The sequence below is a fragment of the Lignipirellula cremea genome (genome assembly GCF_056501455.1).
This window is the reverse complement of record NZ_CM151415.1, coordinates 4064097-4087013: the sequence shown is the minus strand read 5'-3', so window position 1 is coordinate 4087013 and position 22917 is coordinate 4064097. Positions and strand designations below refer to the sequence as shown.

At 64.2% G+C, this 22917-nt stretch carries 11 protein-coding genes, 2 tRNA genes and 2 rRNA genes; 7 read left to right on the top strand and 8 right to left on the bottom strand.

Features of this window, described 5'->3' with window-relative positions; all coding sequences use genetic code 11:
* Window positions 1-53: 53 nt before the first annotated feature.
* From SH602x_RS16100 to SH602x_RS16075, 6 genes are all read left to right on the top strand, one after another.
* Window positions 54-638 carry a response regulator transcription factor gene (locus SH602x_RS16100; protein WP_479473276.1) on the top strand — a complete coding sequence of 195 codons (585 nt, stop codon included), beginning with the start codon at window positions 54-56 and terminating at the stop codon, window positions 636-638.
* A 595-nt stretch (window positions 639-1233) separates the two neighbouring features.
* Window positions 1234-2865, top strand: a complete 1632-nt coding sequence (locus SH602x_RS16095; RefSeq protein ID WP_479473275.1) for an ABC transporter substrate-binding protein — start codon at window positions 1234-1236, stop codon at window positions 2863-2865.
* Window positions 2862-3866, top strand: a complete 1005-nt coding sequence (locus SH602x_RS16090) for an ABC transporter permease (protein WP_479473274.1) — start codon at window positions 2862-2864, stop codon at window positions 3864-3866. The genes SH602x_RS16095 and SH602x_RS16090 overlap by 4 nt, the downstream gene beginning before the upstream one ends.
* On the top strand, window positions 3863-4759 hold the full coding sequence (locus SH602x_RS16085) for an ABC transporter permease (RefSeq protein ID WP_479473273.1): 897 nt from the start codon (window positions 3863-3865) through the stop codon (window positions 4757-4759). The genes SH602x_RS16090 and SH602x_RS16085 overlap by 4 nt, the downstream gene beginning before the upstream one ends.
* Before the next feature lie 296 nt (window positions 4760-5055).
* Window positions 5056-6012 (top strand): malate dehydrogenase, encoded by a 957-nt coding sequence (gene mdh, locus SH602x_RS16080; RefSeq protein WP_479467189.1) that lies wholly within the window; start codon window positions 5056-5058, stop codon window positions 6010-6012.
* A gap of 193 nt (window positions 6013-6205) precedes the next feature.
* A complete protein-coding gene (locus SH602x_RS16075) occupies window positions 6206-6925 on the top strand; it encodes an alpha/beta hydrolase (RefSeq protein ID WP_479473272.1) in 720 nt (239 codons plus the stop codon).
* Window positions 6926-7024: 99 nt separating this feature from the next.
* On the opposite strand, the gene SH602x_RS16070 is transcribed toward SH602x_RS16075, so the two are convergent.
* From SH602x_RS16070 to SH602x_RS16060, 3 genes are all read right to left on the bottom strand, one after another.
* Window positions 7025-8779: an adenylate/guanylate cyclase domain-containing protein gene (locus SH602x_RS16070; protein WP_479473271.1), complete on the bottom strand. Its 1755-nt coding sequence runs from the start codon at window positions 8777-8779 to the stop codon at window positions 7025-7027.
* Window positions 8780-8814: 35 nt separating this feature from the next.
* The gene (locus SH602x_RS16065) at window positions 8815-11139 is read right to left on the bottom strand and encodes a protein kinase domain-containing protein (protein ID WP_479473270.1); all 2325 of its coding nucleotides are present in this window, start codon (window positions 11137-11139) and stop codon (window positions 8815-8817) included.
* Between the two features lie 129 nt (window positions 11140-11268).
* A complete protein-coding gene (locus tag SH602x_RS16060; protein ID WP_479473269.1) occupies window positions 11269-12201 on the bottom strand; it encodes a sulfurtransferase in 933 nt (310 codons plus the stop codon).
* 357 nt (window positions 12202-12558) lie between these two features.
* Here SH602x_RS16060 and SH602x_RS16055 point away from each other — a divergent pair, with 357 nt between their 5' ends.
* Window positions 12559-13752 carry an amino acid aminotransferase gene (locus SH602x_RS16055; protein ID WP_479473268.1) on the top strand — a complete coding sequence of 398 codons (1194 nt, stop codon included), beginning with the start codon at window positions 12559-12561 and terminating at the stop codon, window positions 13750-13752.
* A gap of 181 nt (window positions 13753-13933) precedes the next feature.
* Here SH602x_RS16055 and rrf read toward each other — a convergent pair.
* The 5 genes from rrf to SH602x_RS16030 all read right to left on the bottom strand — a co-directional run bounded on the left by rrf (window position 13934) and on the right by SH602x_RS16030 (window position 22776).
* Window positions 13934-14041: ribosomal RNA gene (gene rrf / locus SH602x_RS16050) — 5S ribosomal RNA — on the bottom strand.
* A gap of 191 nt (window positions 14042-14232) precedes the next feature.
* Window positions 14233-17090, bottom strand: a 23S ribosomal RNA gene (locus SH602x_RS16045).
* 720 nt (window positions 17091-17810) lie between these two features.
* Window positions 17811-17883 (bottom strand) — tRNA-Ala (locus tag SH602x_RS16040).
* 125 nt (window positions 17884-18008) lie between these two features.
* Window positions 18009-18082: transfer RNA gene (locus SH602x_RS16035), tRNA-Ile, on the bottom strand.
* Window positions 18083-18345: 263 nt separating this feature from the next.
* On the bottom strand, window positions 18346-22776 hold the full coding sequence (locus tag SH602x_RS16030; RefSeq protein WP_479473267.1) for a PVC-type heme-binding CxxCH protein: 4431 nt from the start codon (window positions 22774-22776) through the stop codon (window positions 18346-18348).
* Window positions 22777-22917: the final 141 nt, after the last annotated feature.

The window sequence follows — 22917 nt, the reverse complement described above, 5'->3', positions numbered from 1 at the left end:
GCGACTTCTTTTCGGCGTCAGCCCCCGCACATGACGTCAGGCGGTCCGAAGCGATGAGCGATCCGTTCTCCGGCGAAGCCGCCGTCGGCACCATGATGGTGGTCGACGACCACGACATGTTTCGAGAGCGCCTTGCCCGGGCGTTCCGCACTCGCGGCTGGGAGACGCTCGCCGCGTCGAACTATGACGAGGCGATGGAGACCGCGACCCGGCTCAACCGCGAGCGTCGCACGCTCGACCGGGCGGTGGTCGATCAGAAGATGCCGGGCAAGTCGGGGCTGGAGTTGATCGACGATCTGAAGGAACTCCATCCTCAGGTCGAAGTGCTCGTTTTAACCGGGTTCGGCAGCATCTCCACGGCCGTCGATGCCGTCAGGCGCGGGGCGGTGAACTATCTCCCCAAGCCAGCCGACGCCGACGAGATTCTCGCGGCCTTCGAACGGGCCGACCAGCCGCAGCCGATTCGCGTTTCAGCGCCTGAGGACGACGCGGCCCAGACGCCTTCGCTCGCCCAAGCGGAGTGGGAGCACATCCACCGCGTCCTGACCGACTGCAACAACAACATCTCCGAAGCCGCGCGACGGCTCGGCATTCATCGCCGTTCGCTGCAGCGGAAGCTCAAGAAGCGTTCGCCGTAAGCCGGATCCGGAGACGGTTCGACTGCGTCACCTAGTGGCTCGACTGTCGTCCGACGTCAGGCATGGGTGCCATGCCCACGTCGCGCAGCAACATGGGCATGTTAGGTTCGGGCTGCCCTTTGCATGCCCACCCTGCCTTCGGCGATGTGGGCATGGCACACAGAAGTCGAAGCATGACGCCGAACACTTGACCGACGGCTAGCCGGCCCGGTCCGCGCGCTGCCTCGCAATATGCTCGTTCGGCCCGTTTGCCATGGCTGGCTTGTCCAGCCGTGCCGGGCGCCGGCAACCGTCGTCCGGTCAGGCGAGAGCTTCCCCGTCGATCTGACGATTTCGAAACGCTGGTTCGAGCGGGCGTTTCGGCGAAGTCGGGGTCGGATCCCGCTGCGCACGGCTGGACAAGCCAGCCATGGCACACCACGTCGCCGACTCCGCGAAGGGCGTATTTTCTGGCCGATCGCTGAACCGCTGATCGCGAGTCGAACGGTTCCGCGATGCCTCGCTCGCGTTGTGCGTTCGCCGCGCGAGCCTTACGATGGGGCACATCCTCTCGCGATCGTCGCTTCTGCCCTAAGCCATCGAGAAGTCGTCGCGCATGCTCCGTCCCTCTGCGCTGTCGCTCGCGCTTGCCGCGGCGCTCGCTCCGCTCGTTCTGTTCGCCGGTTGTTTCGGCGGATCGTCGTCCTCTTCCGGCGGCGGTTCCGGCAAGACGCTCGTCTACGGACGGGGCGGCGACGCCGACAGTCTGGACCCGGTCAAGACATCCAGCGGCGAGTCGGTCACCGTCCTGACCAACGTCTTCGACACGCTCGTCACGTACGACGATACGCCCGGGCTGTCGCCGCAGGAGAAGCTGAAGATCGTCCCCGCGCTCGCGGAAAGCTGGACGACCAGCGACGACGGCCTGGTCTGGACGTTCAAGCTCCGCGAAGGGGTCGAGTTTCACGACGGGACGCCGTTCGACGCCGACGCCGCGGTCTTCAACCTGCTGCGCTGCCGCGACGAAGGGGTCGCCTACGCGGCGAACTTTGCGGCTATCGAGTCGATCGAAAAGACGGGCGAGCACGAGATCACGCTCCGGCTGTCGAAGCCGACTCCGATCCTGCTGAACAACCTCGCGCTTTTCGCCGCGTCGATCGGTAGCCCGACCGCGATCCAGGAAGACGAAGACGGCTTCGCGCAGAACCCCGTCGGTACGGGCCCCTTTCGCTTCGTCTCCTGGCAGCCGAAGCAGAAGCTGACGCTTGCGGCCAACGAAGAGCACTGGCGCGGACCGCCCGGCGCGGACCGCGTGGTGATCGTGCCCGTCGATCAGAACGCCTCGCGGATCCAGATGCTCGAGCGGGGCGAGATTCATATCGCGGACAACCTGCCTCCCTCGGCGCTCGACGAACTGGCGAAGAACCCTGCGATCGAGATTCTGTCCGATCCGGGGCAGAACGTCGGCTACCTCTCGATCAACACCGAGAAGGCTCCGCTGAACGACGTCGAAGTCCGCCGCGCGATCTGGCAGGCGATCGACCGGCAGCGACTGGTCGACGTGGTCTATGCGGGGCACGCGGCGCCGGCGTACACGCTGGTTCCGCCGACCGTCACGGCGCACGAGACGGAGATCGCCTCGCTCTCCGAAGCCGAACGCCCCTTCGACCCCAAAGCCGCGCGCGAGCGGATGGAAGCGGCGGCGAAGGCAGGCGGATTCGAACTCCCCGTGAAGCTGCGTCTGTTTCAGATGAATCAGCCGCGACCCTACATGCAGCAGCCGCTCGAGACGGCGAACTTCATTCGCGACGCGTTGCAGCCGATCGGCATCGAGGTGGAGATCGTCCCGATCGATCTGCGTCAGTACTGGCAGCGTCTGCAGCGGGGCGAGCACGACCTGGCGCTGGCGGGCTGGACCAGCGACAACAACGACCCGGAAAACTTTCTCTACAACCTGCTCGACTACGACCACATCCACGACGACGGCGGCAACAACCTCAGCCGCTTCCGGAACGAAGAGATGCACGGCTGGCTGATCGCCGCGCAGACGGAGATGGACCAGGCGAAGCGCGAGACGTATTACCGCGACGCTCAGCGACTGGTGTACGACCAGGCGCCGCTCGTGCCGCTGGTCTACACGGAGGTTCGCACCGCCCAGCGTAAGGAGGTCGACGGCTTCGACCTGCATCCGACGGGGCTGACGAAGCTGCGTCACGCCCGCTTCGCGACCGAGGCGAGCGCTCCGTGAGCTTTCTGCTCCGCCGATCGCTGCAGGCCGCATTGACGATGTTCGTGGCGTTTCTCGCCGTGTTCATCGCGATCCGGACGCTGCCGAACAACCCCGTGCTCGCGCGCTTCGGTCAGCACGCGTCGCCTGAGCGCGTCGCCCGCGAGATGGCGGAGCAAGGCTGGGACCGCCCAATCCTGGAGCAGGTCGGCGCCTTTCTAACCGGCGTCTTCATGCGAGGCGACCTGGGCAAGTCGTTCGCGGTCGAACCGGGACGATCGATCGTCGATCTGCTGGGCGAGCGCATCCCCGCGACGATCGAACTGGCGCTCGCCGCGTCGCTCATCGCGGTTCCCCTCGGCATCGCCGCCGGCATCGTCGCCGCGGTCTGGCGGAACCGATTGCCGGACATTGTCGTAATGATCGGCTCTCTGCTGGGCGTCTGCGTGCCGGTCTTCTTTCTCGGCATCCTGCTGATGTCGATCTTCACGTCGCTGCCCGCGGGGTTCCGACTGCCGATCTCGATGGACTACGAATCGGCGACCGGCTTCGTCCTGCTGGAAGCGCCGTTCCGCGGCCAGTTCGAGGTATTCTTCGCCGCGCTGAAACAGATTCTTCTGCCGGCGGTCGCCCTGTCGACGATTCCCGCGGCGATCATCTCCCGCATCGCGCGCAGCGGCATGATCGACGTCCTGTCGCAGGACTACGTCCGCACCGCTCGCGCGAAGGGCGCGTCTCAGATCCGAACGGTCCTCGGGCATGCGTTTCCGAACGCCGCGATCCCGGTCGCGAACATCGCCGGCTTTCAACTCGGCATGCTGCTCTCCGGCGCGGTGCTGACCGAGACGGTCTTCTCCTGGCCGGGCCTCGGCAGGCTGATGGTCGACGGCGTGCAGGCGAGCGATTACTCCGTCGTGCAGGCGGGGGCGATGGCGGTCGCAGGGACGTTCGTGATCGTCAACTTCGCGGTCGACGCGTTCGCCGTCTGGCTCGATCCCCGACTGCGAGGATCGGGCTCATGAGCGCGCTCGTATCTGCACAGCCGATCGAACGCCCCGCGGCGCCGGAGTCGCCCTGGCTGCGCACGCTCGTCAAGCTGCGTCGCAACGTCAAGGCCTGGGTCGGCGGGGGACTCGTCGCGATCTTCTTGGGCTTCGCACTCTTCTCGGGACTGGTCGCGCCCTACGGACCCAACGAGAAGCCGGCTCGCTCCGAGAGCGGCGCCATCGACTCGAACCTGCCGCCCTCTTCGGCGCACTGGCTCGGCACGGACGCGAACGAGTACGACGTCTTCTCGCGCGTGATCTACGGCGCGAAGCTCTCGCTCTTCGCCGGCGGTCTGTCGATTCTCGCGGCCATGCTGATCGGCGTGCCGATCGGCCTCTGGGCCGGTTATCGCGGCGGCTGGGTCGATTCGCTGCTGATGCGCGGCGTGGACGTCTTCCTGGCGTTCCCGGGCGTGCTGATCGCGTTCCTCGTGCTCGCCGCGTTCCGCAACGGCTGGGCGCCGGTGATCGCCGCGGTCGCGCTGATCAACGTGCCGATCTTCGCGCGGCAGGTCCGCATCTCCGCGATGGTGGCGAAGCATCTCGACTACGTCGAAGCCTGCCGGGCCATCGGCGCCAGTCGCTTCTACATCCTGCGGAAGGTCATGCTCCCCGCGGCGACGTCGCCGATCATCGTGCTCACGACGCTCGGCCTGGGGAACGCGATCCTCGAAGTCGCGGGCCTCGCGTTCCTCGGCATCGGAGGCGACGCGGGCGATCCTGAGTGGGGCAGCATGCTCAATCAGGCGAAGGAACATCTGACCGCGAGCCTCTGGCCGGCGATCGGTCCCGGCCTCGCGATCACGCTCTCCGCGCTCGGCTTCAACCTGCTCGGCGACGCGCTGCGCGACGCGTTCGATCCGCGGTGAACGGCAAGGTTCGTGCGATGCATGTCGACTTGTTCGAGCGCTGCGCATCGCAGGGAGAAACTCAAGGGCTGTTCCAGCGAACGCCCTACTTGAAAATGTTCTCCGGAAGACGATATTCATTGCCGCGGTTCTTCAGGGAAGTCGAACTCGCGTTTCGCGCGTCGCGCCTTCATGCGACGAACGACAGCGAACGAACGGGCCCAATATGAGGACGCGAAGTCGCTGACGCTGTTCGCAGCCAGCGAAGTCGCAGCGAGCCCGAACGATATCGACGAAAGATCCCCAAGAGGAATCTCATGAAGCGAGCGAAGATCACGATCGTCGGCGCAGGCAACGTGGGCGCCACCACGGCTCACTGGTGCGCTGCCGCCGAACTGGGCGACATCGTCCTGCTCGACATTCCGATGACCGAGACCATGCCCAGCGGCAAGGGCCTCGATCTGATGCAGGCCTCGCCGATCGTCGGGTTCGACTCGAACATCGTCGGCACGACCGATTACGCCGACGCCGCAGGGAGCGACGTCGTGGTCGTCACCGCCGGCATCCCCCGCAAGCCCGGCATGAGCCGCGACGACCTTCTGGCGACCAACGCCCGGATCGTCTCGTCGGTCGCGGAGAACCTGAAGAAGTCCTGCCCCGACGCGGTCGTGATCGTCGTGTCGAACCCGCTCGACGCGATGGTGCAGCAGATGCAGCGCGTCACCGGCTTCGACCCGCGACGCGTCATCGGCCAGGCGGGCGTGCTCGACACGGCGCGCTACCGCACGTTCCTCGCCATGGAACTGGGCGTCAGCGTCGAAGACGTCTCCGCCCTGCTCATGGGCGGCCACGGCGACACCATGGTGCCGATGCCGAGTTGCACCTCGGTCGGCGGCATCCCCGTGACGCAGCTCATCGAGCCCGCGCGTCTGGAAGAGATCGTGCAGCGCACCCGCGACGGCGGCGCCGAGATCGTCAAGCTGCTCAAGACGGGAAGCGCCTACTACGCTCCCGCCGCGGCTTCGACGCAGATGGTCGAAGCGATCGTGCGCGACAAGAATCGCCTCATTCCCTGCGCGGCCTACTGCGACAAGGAGTACGGCGTCGGCGGCTATTACGTCGGCGTTCCCGTCGTCCTCGGCGACGGCGGCGTGAAGAAGGTCATCGAGCTGAAGCTGACGGACACCGAGAAGGCCGCGTTCCAGAAGAGCGTCGACGCGGTGAAGAGCCTCGTCGCCTCGATGGATCAGCTCCTGGCCGCCGCGCCTGCCTGATTCGCTTGCCTTGCGAAGCGTCGGCCCGTTCGTTTTCGCGGACGAGCCGGCAGGTATCGCAGTCGCCGCCGGAAGATCCTTCCGGCGTGAAAACCTGGGTTGACGCCCACGAGACGCCGCGGCTATTTAGCCCCCGCAGCTTGCGACCTCGCCGCAGTCTCTCGACTTCATTCCCGCTCGACGTAGGCGAACGATGCGACGTCTGTCTCTTCTCGAAGCCCGACGGTCCTACTTTCCGCAGTCCAGCCCGTTCGACGTCGGTCGCTTCTCGCGAAACGACTCCGACACGGCGCCCTGCGAGATCTTCCTGCCGACCGGGTTCGAGACGAACTACGCCTATCCGGCGGTGATCTGGCTTCATGGATCAGGATCGAGCGAACGCGAACTGACGACGGCGATGCCGCTGATCAGCGACCGCAATTTCGTCGGCGCCGCTCCGCGAGGAACGCTCGAACGAGGTCGCGGTTTCTCCTGGGGTTCGCCCGCGGACGTGTACGAGACCCTCGATCGGGTCCTGGACGCCGTCGAGCGCTTGGAAGAAGAGTGCGAAGTCTCGCGGGATCGCATCTTCCTCGCCGGCGCTCATGAAGCGGGCGAGTTGGCTCTGCGGGTCGCGCTCGCCGCTCCCGAACGGTTCGCCGGCGCCGCGTCGCTGCTGGGCCGCTTTCCCCGCTCCGGCGCGCCCCTGGGTCGCTGGCTCGAAGCGCGCGAACTTCCGATGTTCATCGCCCGCTGCGAAGGCTCGACCCGTTACGAGGACGGCGCCTTCTCCGACGATCTGCGGTTGCTGCACTCCGCCGGCATGAAGCTGCAGGTCGCTCACTTCCCGCAGGGCGACGAGCTCGCCACGCCGATGTTCGGCGAGCTGAATCGCTGGATGATGAGCCGGATCTCGACCGCCGTCTGCGGCTGATCGGCGACGCTCGCGACGTCGGGCGTTCCTCCTAGGCGAGCGGAGGGCGTGAGCCCTCCGTGGAGGAGGCGACGTGCGACGTATCCGACTCGAAGCGCTCTACTCCACGGGCAGCACGCCGTCCCAGCCCGGCGGCGGAACGCGTCGGCGCTCCAGAATGAAGCGTACGACGACGTCCTTCACGCGATCCGTCGCCGGAACGCGTTGAAGCTCCGAGAGAGCCGCTTCCCAGTTCCCCGCGGTGAACGCTTCGACGCCGCGCTCGTACGCGCGCAGGTCGTCGACGGACAGGTCGCTTCGCTGCTGCAGAGTGCGCAGCTCGTACGTCCAGACGGGACGAAGGGCTCCGGCGGGTCGAACCATCGCCACCTTACGCACGTCGAACTCGGCAATCTCCTTGGGCAACGACGCGGCGGTCGCTTCGTCCAGCAGAATGGTCGCGCTGAGCGGCTTGTTCAAATGTTCGAGCCTGGCCGCGCGATTCGCTGGCGGTCCGAAGACGGTGACCTTCGCCTGATCGCTCGTCCCGATCCGACCCGCGACTCCCTTTCCCGTCGCGATGCCGATGCCGGCGTTGAGAGGCGCGTCCGACGACGCTCCACGCTGCTCGAACGCCGCAGCGACCGAGAGCGCCGCGCGACAGGCACGAAGCGCATCGTCCGGTCGCGCGATCGGCCAGCCCCAGAAGCCCATCACGGCGTCGCCGTGGAAGTCGCCGACGACGCCCTCCTGATCGAGCACGGCGCTCGTCACCAGGCCCAGCGCGTCGCTGACGTCTTCCAGAAACGACAGAAGCTCGTCCGCCCGTTCGTCCGTGCGGCGCGTGAAGCCGCGAAGATCGCAGAACAGCACGGTCAGCGTCGCCTCGCGCGGCGCCAGGGCTTGTTCCGGATCTTCCTGCTTGAGGGCTTCGACGACGACCGGTGAAAAGAAGCGCCGGAACTCGCCGTCCCGCTTCTGCAGCCGCAGGATGAGCGCCGCGCTTTCGATCTGCCGCACGGCGAGCTCGGCCAGCTTCATATCCTGCGCGGCGTCCTCCATGCCGAAATCGTCGGCCTCGCGCGGCTCGCGACCGCGGAGATAGGCCAGCCGGCCGGGAAAGGCTTCGCGATCGAACGGAGCGGCCAGCGCCCAGGAGCCTTCGCCGTCGTTCTTCGCGCTCTCTCCCCGCCAGCGATGAAGGGCCGGCTCGCCCGTTCGCAGAGCCTGGCGAATCAATCGCGGGCTCGCCCCGCGTTCGGGGGCGTCCCCGCTTCGTTTCATGGACGCCAGTTCGCGAATCGGCTCGCTGGGGTCGGCGTCCGGATCCTGATCCTCCGTCATCGAGACCGGCGCTTCCAGCACGATCGCCTCGTCGGCGAGCGGAAAGTTGGCGATCAGGAACTGGGTCAGGCGCTTGCAGAGTTCTACGTCGGAGACCGATCGCGAAATCAGTTCCGGCAGACGCGACAACGCCTCGATGCGGCGCTCGACCGGCTTGAGGTTCATCCGCCGCAACTCATGCGCGCCGACCGTCAGTTCGCGATGGGGCGCCGGCATGTGCATGGTCAGGGCAGCCCGTCCGTCCTCGAACGTGAAGACGGTCTCGCCGACGACGAAGCTCTCGCCCGGCTTCAGGTCGAACCGCCTTCGGCGGCGCCCCCGATGGAACATCGGATTGGCCGTATCGGGAAGTTGCTCGACCTCCAGCAGGCCGCGATGGAGGCGCAGGCGAAAATGCACGCGCGAGATCTTCGGATCCCAGGAGGCGGACCACTCGCCGGCCGCGCGTCCGACCTCTACCGGTCGATCAGGCGGCAGCTCTCGCGTCCAAGCCTGATTGGGAAAACCGCCGCGTGCAGAGAGAAGGGTCATAAGATCCTGGCGGGTGATTCCGTCGTCCGACGCAGCTACTTGGCCTCGGTGGCCTGACCGGTGGGAACGCCGGAGGCGGGCGTCTCCGCCATCGGCGTCGCGGCTCCGACCGACCCGCCTGGGCGATTGCCCCGAAGGGTCGACACGAGCGACCGCCGGACGTCGCGATTCATGCGTACGACGTAGAGCCACATCGCGACGATGACCAGCACGACGAAGATGATCGCGTTGCGGACCTGGGCCCGAAGTTCGCCGGTCAGATCCTCGATCGGCTCGGCGACGTGCGATACCTTTTCCTGAACCAGGACGACGAGTCCCGACTTGTCGACGACCTTCGAACGCGACGCTTTCTCGGCATCGCTTCCGCGCTCCAACACGACGTCGGCGACGCCGCCGATCCATTCGCCTCGAAGGGCCTCCGCTTCCTCGTTGCTCAGATCGATCTGCGAAGCGACTTTCGCGAGCGGATCGACATGCGGATGGACGCTCTCGCGCTTCAGTTCATCGATCGTCGACGAGCTGAAGCTCAAATTCGCCTCGCGCAGCTTCAGCGGCAGCCGTCCGTCTCGCTCGAAAATCTGTTTCAGCGTCGGATGCTGAAGGACGGCGAAATCCTCGTTCGTCGATCGCTCGCCCAGGAGCGTCGCGAACTGCGGCGGAAGCTTTTCCTCGGGCTGTCGCTTCGCCGCGCGGTTCAGCGCCAGGGGAAACCCGCCCATCTCGACCGAGACGCCGACCAGTCCCAGGAACCGTTCGCCCTCCACGACCCGGCGAGTGATCATGACTTTCCATGACCCGTCCGCGGTGCTGTAGAAGACGGGCGAGAGATAGGTCTCTCCCGGGCCGACGCCGCAAGAGGGGCGTGCGCTATCGTCGAGATCGCGGTCGCCGCCGTTGAAATACGTGCGATAGGCGTAATTCCGCCCGACGACGTTGACCGAATCCTCGGCGGAAAACCAGTCCGCCACGTGCGTGCCGCTCGGATCGATGGTGATCCAGCTCGCCGCCGGGGGTCGCGCGGCATCCTCGCCCCACGATTCGATATAGCGCTGAAACTCCTGACGCGCCGGGTGCGCGATGATCTTCGCCTGGACAGCCTTCGCCTCTTCCGGCGAGATCCCCGGTTCGCGCGCGGCAGCCAGCAGTTCCGCGAACCCGGGATCTTCCTGCACCGACTTCAGGTGCTGCATCAGCGCCGGATCGACGGCCGCGTTTTCGATCGATACGAGGTACTCGTCCAATCCGCGCGCGACGTTCGCGGCGATGTAGCTGGCGGCGAAGCGATTCGATTCCTGCGCCCGCTGCACGATCGCCTCGCGCGAGCGGCTCGTCGCCTCGCGATAGCCGACCCAGGCGAAGAAAGCCAGGATCCCCAGCAGAATCGCCGGTCCGAACAGCCCCAGCGCCAGCAGTGGGCGCCGCTGACGATTGAGTTCCCGCAGACGCAGGCTCTCCAGCACGCTCTGAGCGCTGGCGAGTCGCTTCCTGGGATCGACGGCCAGACACTGATCGATGATCGTCGCCAGCGCCGAGTCGACGCCTTCGACCTGGCGGTGCTCCTGCGGAGGGGGGGACTGGGCAATGGCTTGCCGGTACGCGCGCAGCCTCGCCGGCAGCGATCCCGCCGAATCGATTTCCGAAAGCGTTCGCTCGGTCCGAAACGGGGGCGAACCCGTCACCAGAACGTAGAAGATGGCCCCGAGCGCGTAGACGTCCCACCGCGCATCAGGGATCGCCTTCAGATCGGCCTGCTCGGGCGCCATGAAGAAGAGCGTTCCGAGCGCCGGATTTTGTTCGTTATGCAGCCGGGCCTGGCCGAAATCGGCGAGCCGCGGGTGATGGTCCTCGTCCAGCAGGACGTTCGCCGGCTTGAGATCGCAGTGCAGCACGCCGCGACCGTGCAGATGCATCAACGCGACGGCGATCTCGCGAAACTGCTCCAGCGCTTCCGCCGCGGTAAGCGTCCCCTTCTGCCGAAGCAGATCGTCGAGACTCCCGAATTCCAGGAAGTCCATCACGTAATAGGGCGGATCGGCGTCCCAGCCGACCTCGAGCACCTGCACCACGTAGCGATCGTTCGCTAGCTTGAGGAGCTTGTCGACTTCCTGCCCCAGCGCGGAGAAGTCGAGATCGCCGCGGGTGAAGTACTTGATCGCCACCCGGCGCTGGGTGTTGTTGTTGCGGGCCTCCCAGACCTCGCCGTAGGCGCCTGCCCCCAGGAAGCGGACCATCGTGTAACCCGGCACGCGGCCGGGAGGCTGCGCTCGTTCCACGCTGCGCGCGCGAGCGTCAGAGAGATCCGCCGGCGACTGGATCTCCGTCCGGTCGATCGCCGCGCCATCCTTGCTCTTGGAATCCATCGGGACCAGGTTCGAAGCGCCTTGCCGGCAAGGAGGCGGGCGGGCCCGCCCGCGTCACGTCAGTAGAATCCGAAACTCGTCGAGGGAGGGCTCGATTCGCGCTCGTCGCCGTTCGCTTCGCGAACACCGCTAAGGCGAACCCGATCCGTCGCCTGTCTCCGTCGGAAGACCCTTCGCGGAACCGTACTCGGTCCAGCCCGGGTAATAGTTGGCGACGTCCTCGAAGCCGGCCAGTTCCAGCGCGAACACCGCGGCGGAAGCTCTTCCCCCCGCTTCGCAGTGCACGACGACCGAATCGTCGGCAGAGATTCCTTTTTCCTGCAGCAGTTCCCGGATCGTTTCCGGGTCCTTGTACGTACCGTCCTGCTGGAGCAGTTCAGACCATTCCAGGTTTGCGGCCCCGGGGATGTGCCCCGACCGCGAGTCGGCGTCCGCTTTTTCTTCGCCTTCCTGCTCGCCCGAGTATTCTTCGGGACTTCGGACGTCGAGAATCTTCGACTCCTTCGACGTCAGCGACTCGCGAAGTTTCGGCAGCGGGCAGAGTCTCGCCTTTTCCGGCATCGGAGCGAACGTTCGCTCCTCCGGCGGAAACTCGTCCCATTCGAGCCGGCCGCTCGCCTGCGTCCACCGCGCGAACCCGCCGTCGAGAATCGACGCGTGCTGCACGCCGAGATAACGCAGGATCCACCACGCCCGGGCGACGTCTTTGGGGTTTTCGCCGTAGACGACGACCTGGCTGGTGGTCGCGACGCCGAGCGTGCCCAGCTTTTTCGCCCACCAGTCGAGATCGTCGAGCCCGTTCTCCGCGAGCGACTTCGCCTTCCATTCGGCGATGTCCGCATGCACGGCGCCGGGGAGATGACTCTTTTCGTACTCGACCCGGGGTCGCAGATCGATAATCGCGAGTTCCGAATCGCCGAGTTGAATCTTGACGTCGAACGGACGCTTCAGCGGGCTGTGTCGTTCGCCCTGGCCCCGGCCCTCCTCTTCCGCGAACGCTCCGACGCCCAAGGCGATGGAAAAAACGAAGAACGCGGCGATACGGGAAAGTCGGACCGTCATCACCGAACTCCGCGGCGAGAGAAGCGATGTCGCGAACTTCGCGACGCCCGTCATTCTATCACTCGCCCCGGCGGCAGGTCACGACGCCGAACGCCGCAGCGAATCGGAAGGCCGCGGCAGAGCGACGGCGAGGTCGTCGACAGAACGAAGTTCCCGCGACTCGCTGCGATCGGCCGGCAAAGCGCCGCCAATTTCCTCGGAGAATCGCCGCCGGAGGGCTGACGGTCCGTTGGCGCCGGAGACGCCTGCAACGAAAATCGGCGCTTGCTTCGAACCTTTCCCGGCTCTCGGCAGTCTCCGGAACGGCTCCCAACGAGGGCGCAGTTCGACGCCGACTCTCCGTCCTTCATCGCGCTCATGTTCGAGACGATCGCCGCCGCTCCCCCGGATCCCATCCTCGGCCTGACCGAGGCGTTCCTGAACGATCCGAATCCGGCGAAAGTGAACCTCGCCGTCGGTGTGTACCAGGACGACGCGGGACAGACCCCGATTCTGGAATCGGTGCTGCGAGCGGAGCGACTGGTCGCGTCGCGAGAGAAATCCAAAACGTACCTCGGCATCGCCGGTCTTCCCGAATACGCCCAGGCGACGCAGAAACTGCTGGCCGGCGCCGAACACGAAGCCGTTCGCGCGGGCAGGCTGGCGACGTGCCAGACGCCGGGAGGAACGGGCGCTCTTCGAGTCACGGCGGATTTTCTCGCTCAACAGTATCCCCACTCCTCGGTCTGGCTGAGCCGCCCGACGTGGCCCAATCACGAAGGGATCTTCACCGCGGCGGGACTCGCCTGTCGCCAATACGCTTACCTGGCGCCCGGTAACCGCGAACTCGACTTCGCGGGAATGACGAGCGATCTCCAGAAGGCGTCCCCGCTCGACGTGGTGGTTCTGCACGCGTGCTGCCACAATCCGAGCGGCGTCGATCTTTCGCCCGAGCAGTGGCGAGCCGTCGCGCAGATCGCTCGGGAGAAATCGCTGATCCTGGTCGTCGACTTCGCCTATCAGGGTTTCGGCGACGGAATCGAGGAAGACGCCCTGGCAGTACGAGTACTGCTCGACGAAGGGCTCGAATTCTTCGTCTGCAATTCCTTCTCGAAGAACTTCGGACTCTACGCGGAGCGCGTGGGAGCGGTCACGGCGGTCTGCGACACGCGAAACGCCGCTACCGCGGTGCTCAGCCAGCTGAAGTCGGCCATCCGAACGAACTACAGCAACCCGCCGAAATTCGGCGCCGCGATCGTCGACGCCATCCTTCACTCCGCCGAGCTCCGTCCGATGTGGATCGAGGAGGTGGCGGCGATGCGAAACCGTATTCACGCGATGCGCGGACTGTTCGTGGCGAAGATGAAAGAGCGCGTCCCGCAGCGGGACTTCTCCTTCCTGCTCGAACAGCGGGGGATGTTCTCCTTCTCTGGACTGACGCCCCTGCAGGTCGACGAACTGAAGTCCGAACACGGGATCTACATCGTCGGAAGCGGACGGATCAACGTCGCCGCGATCCTCCCCTCGAACGTCGACCGCCTCTGCGACGCGGTCGCTTCCGTGCTCATCTAAGAACGGAACACAAGAACCTCATCGGAAGCCTGGCGGACGTCGGTCCCCCAGGCATCGACTGGGAGCGTCCGACACGAGTCGACGAGAAGCGCCGAGCTTGCAAATGCTCGCTCGGCGGATATCGCGCAACGAAAAAAGCCTCGCCTGGCGTTTAAGCCAGGCGAGGCTTTCGTTGTATAAGATCCGGCGAGACCTGCTTTCACTCTTTTGGAGCTATCATCGGCTCGAAAAGCTTAACTGCTGTGTTCGGGACGGGAACAGGTGTTTCCTTTTCGATATGATCGCCGGAAAAGGACCGACAGGGGGTTAAGCCCTGTCGGCCCTCATGTCGACTCTCGTCGACTTGTATTCTCAGCAGCGGGATCGTCAGTACGGATTACTTCAATCAGCGAGCGAGGCGAGATCCGAGTCGTCGTTAGACGACCTTCTCTCGATTCCCTGGGCATATTCCTATGCCGTCATCGGGAGCGCTCGAAAATTGCGGTCAAGCGTTTCTCCGTTAGTACCGGTTCGCTGCACGCATTGCTGCGTTTGCACTTCCGGCCTATCGACCTGGTAGTCTTCCAGGGGAGTTTCGGACATTGTCCTTACGAAACCTGATCTTGAAGCGGGCTTCACGCTTAGATGCTTTCAGCGTTTATCCTTTCCGAACATAGCTATCCAGCCATGCCACGAGCGTGACAACTGGGATACCAGAGGTTCGTCCTTCCAAGTCCTCTCGTACTAGGGAAGAACCTTCGCAAGTTTCGTACGCCCACGGCAGATAGGGACCGACCTGTCTCACGACGGTCTGAACCCAGCTCACGTACCGCTTTCATTGGCGAACAGCCAAACCCTTGGGAGCTTCTTCACCCCCAGGATGCGATGAGCCGACATCGAGGTGCCAAACCGCTCCGCCGCTGTGGGCGCTCGGGAGCGATAAGCCTGTTATCCCCAGAGTACCTTTTATCTGATGAGCGATGGCCCTTCCATTCGGGACCACCGGATCACTAAGACCTACTTTCGTATCTGCTCGACTTAGGAGTCTCGCAGTCAAGCACCCTTCTACCTTTACGCTCTTTGCCCGATTGCCGACCGGGCTGAGGGTACCATTGCGCTCCTCCGTTACTCTTTGGGAGGAGACCGCCCCAGTCAAACTGCCCAACTGACACTGTTCCCCGTCGGGTTTTCCGGTGCGGGGTTAGAACTAAGACATCTTCAGGGCGGTATTTCAACGTCGGCTCCGCCCGTGCTGGCGCACGAACTTCGTAGCCTCCCGCCTATCCTACACAGAACATGCCTCAGCCCAATATCAGCCTACAGTAAAGGTTCATGGGGTCTTTCCGTCTGACCGCGGGTACGTGGCATCTTCACCACGACTACAATTTCACCGGGTTGGTGGTTGAGACAGTGCTCCAGTCGTTACGCCATTCATGCAGGTCGGAACTTACCCGACAAGGAACTTCGCTACCTTAGGACCGTCATAGTTACGGCCGCCGTTTACCGGGGCTTCGGTCGCGAGCTTCGCTTACGCTAACCCTCTTCCTTAACCTACCGGCACCGGGCAGGCGTCAGACTCTATACATCCTCTTGCGAGTTGGCAGAGTCCTGTGTTTTTGATAAACAGTCGCTAGAGCCGATTTACTGTGGCCCCCCAGAGCTATTCACCCCAGAGGGCACCCCTTATCGCGAACTTACGGGGTCATTTTGCAGAGTTCCTTAACCACCATTCTCCCGAGCGCCTTAGTCTACTCGACTCACCTACCTGTGTCAGTTTTAGTACGGTCGCATGCTCACCTAGAGGCTTTTCTTGGACGTCCTTCCGACGACTTCCCGATCGTCAACGCGGTCGGTCCCGAACCTTGCTTTACGGAAGCGGATTTACCTACCTCCCGGCTCAGTTCGGTACACGGACATTTCTAGTCGTACCGCTCGTCTTCTGGACGCCGTCCCCCCATCGGTATTAAGCAGTGGCGGCGCGGGAATATTAACCCGCTATCCATCGTCTACGCCTTTCGGCCTCGACTTAGGTACCGGCTAACCCTGGGCGGATTTACCTTCCCCAGGAAACCTTAGGCTTTCGGCGAGCAGGATTCTCACCTGCTTTATCGTTACTCATTCCGGCATAATCGCCCGCACGCCCCAACACCGCTCCTTACGGTACGGCTCGTATCTGACGTGCGGCGCTCTCCTACCGCTTGATTCTTCCGAAGAAAATTCAAGCCCGCGACTTCGGTGTCCGACTTACTCCCGTTCATTATCGGCGCGGAATTGCTCGACCAGTAAGCTGTTACGCACTTTTTAAATGATGGCTGCTTCTAAGCCAACATCCTGGCTGTCACTGCAATTCCACTTCCTTAGTGACTGAGACGGACTTGGGGACCTTAGTCGACGGTCTGGGTTGTTTCCCTCTCGACCGCGAAGCTTATCCCTCGCGGACTGACTCCCGAGATAGTCGTATCGGTATTCGGAGTTTGGTTCGGTGGGGTACCCTGGGAAGAGCCCCCATCCAATTCAGTCTCTCTACCCCCGACACGTAGTGGCTCGAGGCTACCCCTCAAGATATTTCGGAGAGAACAAGCTATCTCTGCGTTTGATTACACTTTCAGTCCTCCCCACAAGTCATCCCCTCGGTTTTCAACCCAAGTGGGTTCGGTCCTCCACGCGGTTTAACCCGCGCTTCAACCTGCTCATGGGTAGTTCACGCAGTTTCGTGTCTAGCCCCTACGACTAACGCCCTATTCAGACTCGGTTTCCCTATGGCTCCGACCCGTAAGGTCTTAACCTGCCGCAGAAGCTAACTCGCCGGATCATTATGCAAAAGGCACGCCGTCACCCGTAGAATCGGGCTCCGACCGCTTGTAGGCGCATGGTTTCAGGTTCACGTTCCTCCCCTCGCCGGGGTTCTTCTCATCGTTCGCTCGCGCTACTCTTCGCTATCGGTCGTCAGAGAGTATTTAGCCTTACGGGATGGTCCCCGTAGATTCAGTCTGGGTTTCACGTGACCAGACCTACTCAGGTACCGCTCACGAAGCTCTTGGATTTCGCGTACGGGGCTGTCACCCGCTATGGCCGGCCTTTCCAAACCGTTCCGCTATCCGCCTGCTTCTAAAAGTGCGGCCCTACAACCCCAGAAGGGAAACCCTTCCGGTTTGGGCTCTTCCGCTTTCGCTCGCCGCTACTGACGGAATCGATTTTTCTTTCTCTTCCTCCAGGTACTTAGATGTTTCAGTTCCCTGGGTTATCCGAGGAATCCCGGGATCGGCGCCTGTTTGTCGGCTCCCCCGGGCTTTTCGCAGACTTCCACGCCTCTTCTTCTGACGCCAAGACATCCCCCATGCGCCCTTAGTAACTTGACCGCAATTTTCCCACGCTCCCGCATCCGAATCGAACCGCTCTCGACCCTCATATCAAAACCAGGCCCCGAAGAACCCGCTTCCGACACCAGAACCGACCGCAGTCGACCTTCGCAAGGAATCGCCAGAAAACGCCAGCGACCAGCTCTCCTCTGCAAGAAGAAACCAGCCCCGGCGGGTCTCGCCATTTCTGCGAAACCGTTTCGCACGCCGCTTTCGACCACATGACGCCCAGGCCTCTCGACCCTTCTTTCATCCGACCGACCGATCCTGCCGTTCCTCACGGAAGAGCACGACCGACGACGCGACCCTCGGCTTCGCAAGACCTTCGAGTGATTCAAGCTGCCTCCCGGCTCTTTCGAGCCGATCGACCGCTGTCCGGCTTTTGCGAACGGACAGCGCTTAAATCAAACAAGGCGCTCGCTTTTTGTCGTGTGCGGATCGCATCCGCCCGACGCCGAAACCGATTGCCTCCAGCCCGACTCCGTCACCCCCGAAGCCTTGCGGCTTCGACGATTCCGTCGGCATGACCAGAGACCGCCGACCTCGCACGCCGCGTTTCCGCGACCCGCTCGATACCAACGATCACCGCTGCTGAATTGTCAAAGAACGTTTACCGGCGGGTCTGGCCGCCGAAGCTTCCCGTCAGGGAAGGCAGGATTCTATTCGGACTCGGTCGCTGGTCAACCCCGTCGAGCGGGATTTTTCAGGATCTTGTCCGAGTGGAGCCGATCGGGGTCGAACCGACAACTTCCACCTTGCAAAGGTGGCACTCTCCCAATTGAGTTACGGCCCCGCAGCGTTCGATTCTTCGCTGCCTACGGTAGTTACCGCCGGCAGTTTTCGCTCTCACGCCGATATCCGCATTCGCCAGAAGGCGAAGCGTTTTCGGCCTCGCGCATCCGAAACGAGCCGCGGAAGTGGGCGCACGTGGACTCGAACCACGGACCTCGACATTATCAGTGTCGCGCTCTAACCAACTGAGCTATGCGCCCGAAAGGGGGAAGTCTCCCCCGATCGAAGGTCCGTCATTTTATTGCGTCCTGCCCCGCTGTCAAAGGCGCCACGAACCTTTTCCGAAGCGCTGGCCGCGGGGGCGGATTGCTTTATTCGACAAGATTTCGAGCCGTCTTCAGACGTTTTCGAACCAGCCGAACGGACCCGAACCGGAGGGACCTCCGAGTGCGTTAGAAGAGCGGTATTCGCCCGGCCCGGTTCGCGCCGAAGCGCCGTAGCAGACGGCATTTCCGCGGATTCTTCAGTCGTTCAACGGCTGCGAGCTGCGGAGGTAAGCGAACAGGTCGCGAGCCGCCTGGGGATCGTAGGCGTCGAGCAGTCCGCTCGGCATGACCGACTGCGGAATCACCTTTCGCTGCTCGATCGAACCGCGGTCGACGATGGCGCTGCGACCGTCCGTGCCGCGGATGACGACGGTCCGGTCGTCCTGATCGGCGATGAACCCGGTCACGCTTCGTCCGTCGTCGGTGACGATCGCCACGGTCTCGAAGCCTTCGCGTATCTCGGCGCTCGGATTCGTTACCGCGAGGAGCAGCGCCGCCAGATCGTGCCGCTGATAAGGCGTCAGGTCGGGCCCGATGGCCCCTCCTTCGCCGTGCAGGACGTGGCATTTGCCGCACTGTTGTCGGTAAAGCTCCTTGCCGCGGTAGGGGTTGCCGATCCCCTGGGCCAGTTCGTCGCGCCGTTTCGCGATCGTGGCTTCGAGTTCCGCGGCAGTCGGTCCCTGGAGCGACGGAAAGAGCGTGCGCACCCGGGCGGCAAGCTTTTCGTCGGGGAGCAGGAGCATCCGCCGACCGGTCTCCAGCGAGACGCTCGACGCGGCGATTTCTCCCGATTCAACCGCTGAAAGCAGCGAGGCAGCCGCAGCGACGCGGCCGGCGAGAAGTCCCTCCGCCGCTTCCCGCGTCGCTGCATCCAGCTTCGACAGTTCCTTCAGGACGGTCTTCGGGATCTCGGCGTCGTCGAACGCAGCGAGCGAGTTCAGGGCCGCGATCCGAATAGGGGCGTCCTGCTCGTTCTGGAAGAGTTCGAGCAGGGGCTTCGCGGATTCGGCAATTCGCAGTCGCCCCAGGGTCTCGATCAGTTCGATTCGCCGGGTCGATTCGACAGCGCTGTCTGCAATCTGCCGCGTCGCTTCGATGAAGGCGTCCGGGTCGCCGCGACGCAGTTTCAGCGACAGCGACTCGCCTCCTGCCGCGATCAGGGCATCGACCAGGCCGTCCGGAACGCCCGCGAGGGATCGACCGGCGAATTCCTGTTCGAAGCCTGCGAGCAGCGCAGGACGCGAAGCTTGAGGGGCTGTCTTCAGGAGCCTGGCTGCGCGAACAAGATCGTCCTGCGTGCCCGGCGCTGCGAAGCGCCGCATCAGCCGTTCGGCCAGATGCGTGGCGAAGATCGGCTGCTCCCACAGGTTCGCGGCGAGGACGGCCGCGAGAGCCCGGTCGGGGTCAGCCGAGATGTGCGTCTCCAGGGCCCACCAGCAAAGGAGCGGCAACTGCGGATCGTCGACGCCCTCGGAGCGTTCCAGCAGGGCGAACAGCAGCGGCAGGCCCGACTCCTGGGAGAGTCTCCTCGCAGAGCAGGCGAGTTGGGCGCGAACTTCGACATTCGTTTCTCGCTTCGCCAGTTCGCCGAGCGCCTTCGCGAGGGGGGAGCTGATCTGCCCATCATCGCAGACGATTCGGGCGGCCCACAGGCGAACGTGCGGATCCGCATGAGCGAACGCCTGCAACGCCGCTTCGTCGTCCAACCCGCTCACGAGGTGCAGCGCCCAGAGCGCTTCGAGCGCGAGTTGCCCGTCAGAAATTGATTTCGGCGCCGCCTCTTTCGACTTCGACGCCAGCATGGTTTTCAGCGTCGGCGTCACGGTTTCGTCGCGTCGGTCGGCGAGCAGCCGCAACGCCAGGCGGCGGATCTCCCGATTCGGCGAAGCCAGCCGCTCGACCAGCTGTTCCGACGAAAGCTCGGCCAGCTTCGCCGGCTGCGGCAGTTCCTGTCCGCTCGCTGACAGCCGGTAAATGCGGCCCGAGCCGGGATCGATCTTCCCTTCGTGATTGCGATAGTGATTAACCTGCGCGTCGTACCAGTCGGCGACGTAGACCGCGCCGTCAGTGCCCAAGGCGATGTGGACGGGGCGAAACCAGGGATCGTCGCTGGCGATCGGCCGGCTGAGATCCTTCGTGGCGAAAGTCGATCCGACGGGCGTGATTTCCGATTCGACGACCTGGCCCTGCAACGGTTCAACGCCGAGCAGCTTGCCGCGGTAACGTTCCGGCAGATGCGTGGCTTCGTAGACGATCCAGTCGTGCGAGAACCTCGCCGCGCTGTGATGGGCCATCTGCGGGAAGTAGCCGAAGGCGTACGGGTTCGAGAGGGGCCCGTGCTTCGAGAAGCCCTTCTGCAAATAGGCGCCCGGCAGGTAGTGAAAGCCGCGGGTGTCGCCGCCGTTATGCCCGGAAAAGAGACGGCCCTTCTCGTCGATTTCGATGCCGAAGGCGTTGCCGCCCCCTTCGGCGAAGATCTCGAACTTTCGCTGTTCGGGGTGATATCGCCAGATGAGTTGCCCTGCCGAGCGGATCGGCGGCTCCTCGCTTCCGTACCTGCGAATGGCGGCGCTGACGGTGCTTCCCTGCGCGCCGTAGATCCAGCCGTCGGGTCCCCAGGTGAGGTTGTTGGCGACCGAGTGCGTATCTTCGATGCCGAAGCCTTCGAGCAACACTTCCGGGTCGCTGTCCGGAACGTCGTCGCCGTCGGCATCGGGATAAAACAGCAGATAGGGCGGATTGAGCACGAAGACGCCGCCGCGTCCGATAGCGAACGACGTCGCGATATTGAGCCCGTCGACGAAGGTCTTGTGCGAGTCGAACGTCCCGTCGCCGTTCGTATCCTCGTGAATGCTGATCCGGTCGGCGCCGCGGAAGTGATTCGGCGGCGGGGGCGGCACGCGGTCGTACACCGCCCGCCAGTAATCGTCCCGGCTGAGCATCTTCAGGCCGGCGGGATGCGGATACTGGCGATACTCCGCCACCCACATCCGTCCGCTTTCGTCGAAGTCCAGAAACAGGGGCTGCTGAATCGTCGGCTCGGTCAGCACGGCGGTAAGCGTCAGATCGTCGGCGACGCGGAGCTTTTTCGCGGCCTCCTCAGGGGGAAGATAGCCCTCCTGACGGACCACGCCGACTTCCCGGGGCGCGATCTCCGCGGCGCGAACGACCTGATCGAAGGCGGGGATCGCCGCCCGTTCGTCATCGCTGGCCGGCATCGCGGAGGAGGGATCGTTCCCCAGGCGGAACTGCCACTCACCGGCAAGTTCGATCACGGAGCGTTCGTTGAAGAGCGCCGGCGACAGGCCCTTAAAGCCCCCGCGTCCGCCGTGGTCGTAGACGCGGATCGCGACGACGTGATCGCCCGGAGTGGCGAGGGCGCCGGAGATCGCGTAACGCTTCGGCGTCTCCAGGCCGCTGGCATAGGCAGGCGGAAAAGCGCCGCTTTCGCCGATCCGCTGGCCGTCGAAATAGGCCTCGTGCGCGTCGTCGACCTTCTCGACGAAGAGTTCCAGATCCTTGCCCGACCAGCCTGCCGGCAGGCGCACGAGGCAGCGATACCACGCGACGCCATCGTATCCGGCAAGCGCGCCGTTCGAACGTTCATCCCACACGCCGGGCACGGCCAGGGGCGACCACTTGCGATAGAGGGCGCCTGCGGGCTGCGCAGCAGCGAAATCGTCGAGGCTGGCTTCCTTTCGATTCGGATCGTCGCCGGAGAAGCGAAACGGCTCGCCCCCCAGCAGCGCCGCGCTGGTGATCGTGGGGCACCAGTAGCGTTCGATATGCTCGATGACGAGATCGGTGCCCGCGAAGTGGCTCACCTGCGGCCGCATCGCCGGGTTGTACATCGTGTCGGTCATGTCCCGCATCAGGACGACGTTCTGCCCCTGATTGACCATCTGGCGGATGGAGAAAGGGCGACCGAGCACGCACATGTTCGTGTGAACGCCCATCACGATCACGTTCGTTACGCCGCGCTGCTTCATCAGGTAGAACGCTTCGCCGCTGTCGGTAATCGCGTCGCCGTCGTGAATTTCGAGCGTCTCGATCTGGCGCTTCCAGGGGAGCTTGGGATTGCGGCCCATCGCCTCGAGCTTCTTCGCCCAGGCCGCGGCTTCGTCGGCGGGCGTGTCGCAGCCGCCGTCCGAATCATCGATGGGGAGCAGGGCCTCCTGCTTCTCGTCGAGGAAGCACCAGCGCTGAAGGGGGATCTTCGTCTCCACGACCGGCGCCGACTGGGCCAGCTTTCGCTGCGGCGTTCCTTCGTAGAAGGCCATCGTGTCGCTGGGGCAGTGGATGATCAGCATCCCCTGCTCTCGCCCCGCCTTCAGAACTTCGTTCATCCGCGGCGCCATCTCGGCCACGCGGTCGGTCGCGTTCTTGCAGTGGTGCAGGTCCCACATATCGCAGACGACGATCGCCGTCTTCGTCGGGTCCCAGGCCAGCTTGCGAAGCTCGGTCGTCCACTTCTCGGAGTCGCCGGAAACGATCTTCGCCCGGGCGCGGGCCTCCAGTTCCACCGGGTCGGCGGCGCAAGCTTCGGGTGGATACAGGCTGCCTGCGACGAGGAACGAACAGGCGAGCGCGCACAGCAGGGCGGCGTTCAGCGAAGAACGGTTCGACATGGCGGGTCTCCGGAAACGGAGCGGTCGACGGGAGGGACGCAGCCGGGGGCCACGCAACGTCGGAGAGGAGGAGCGAACGCAAGTCAGAGTAGCCGAACGGCGAAGCGAAAGAAACGATCGGACGCGTTCCGCGGTCGCGGC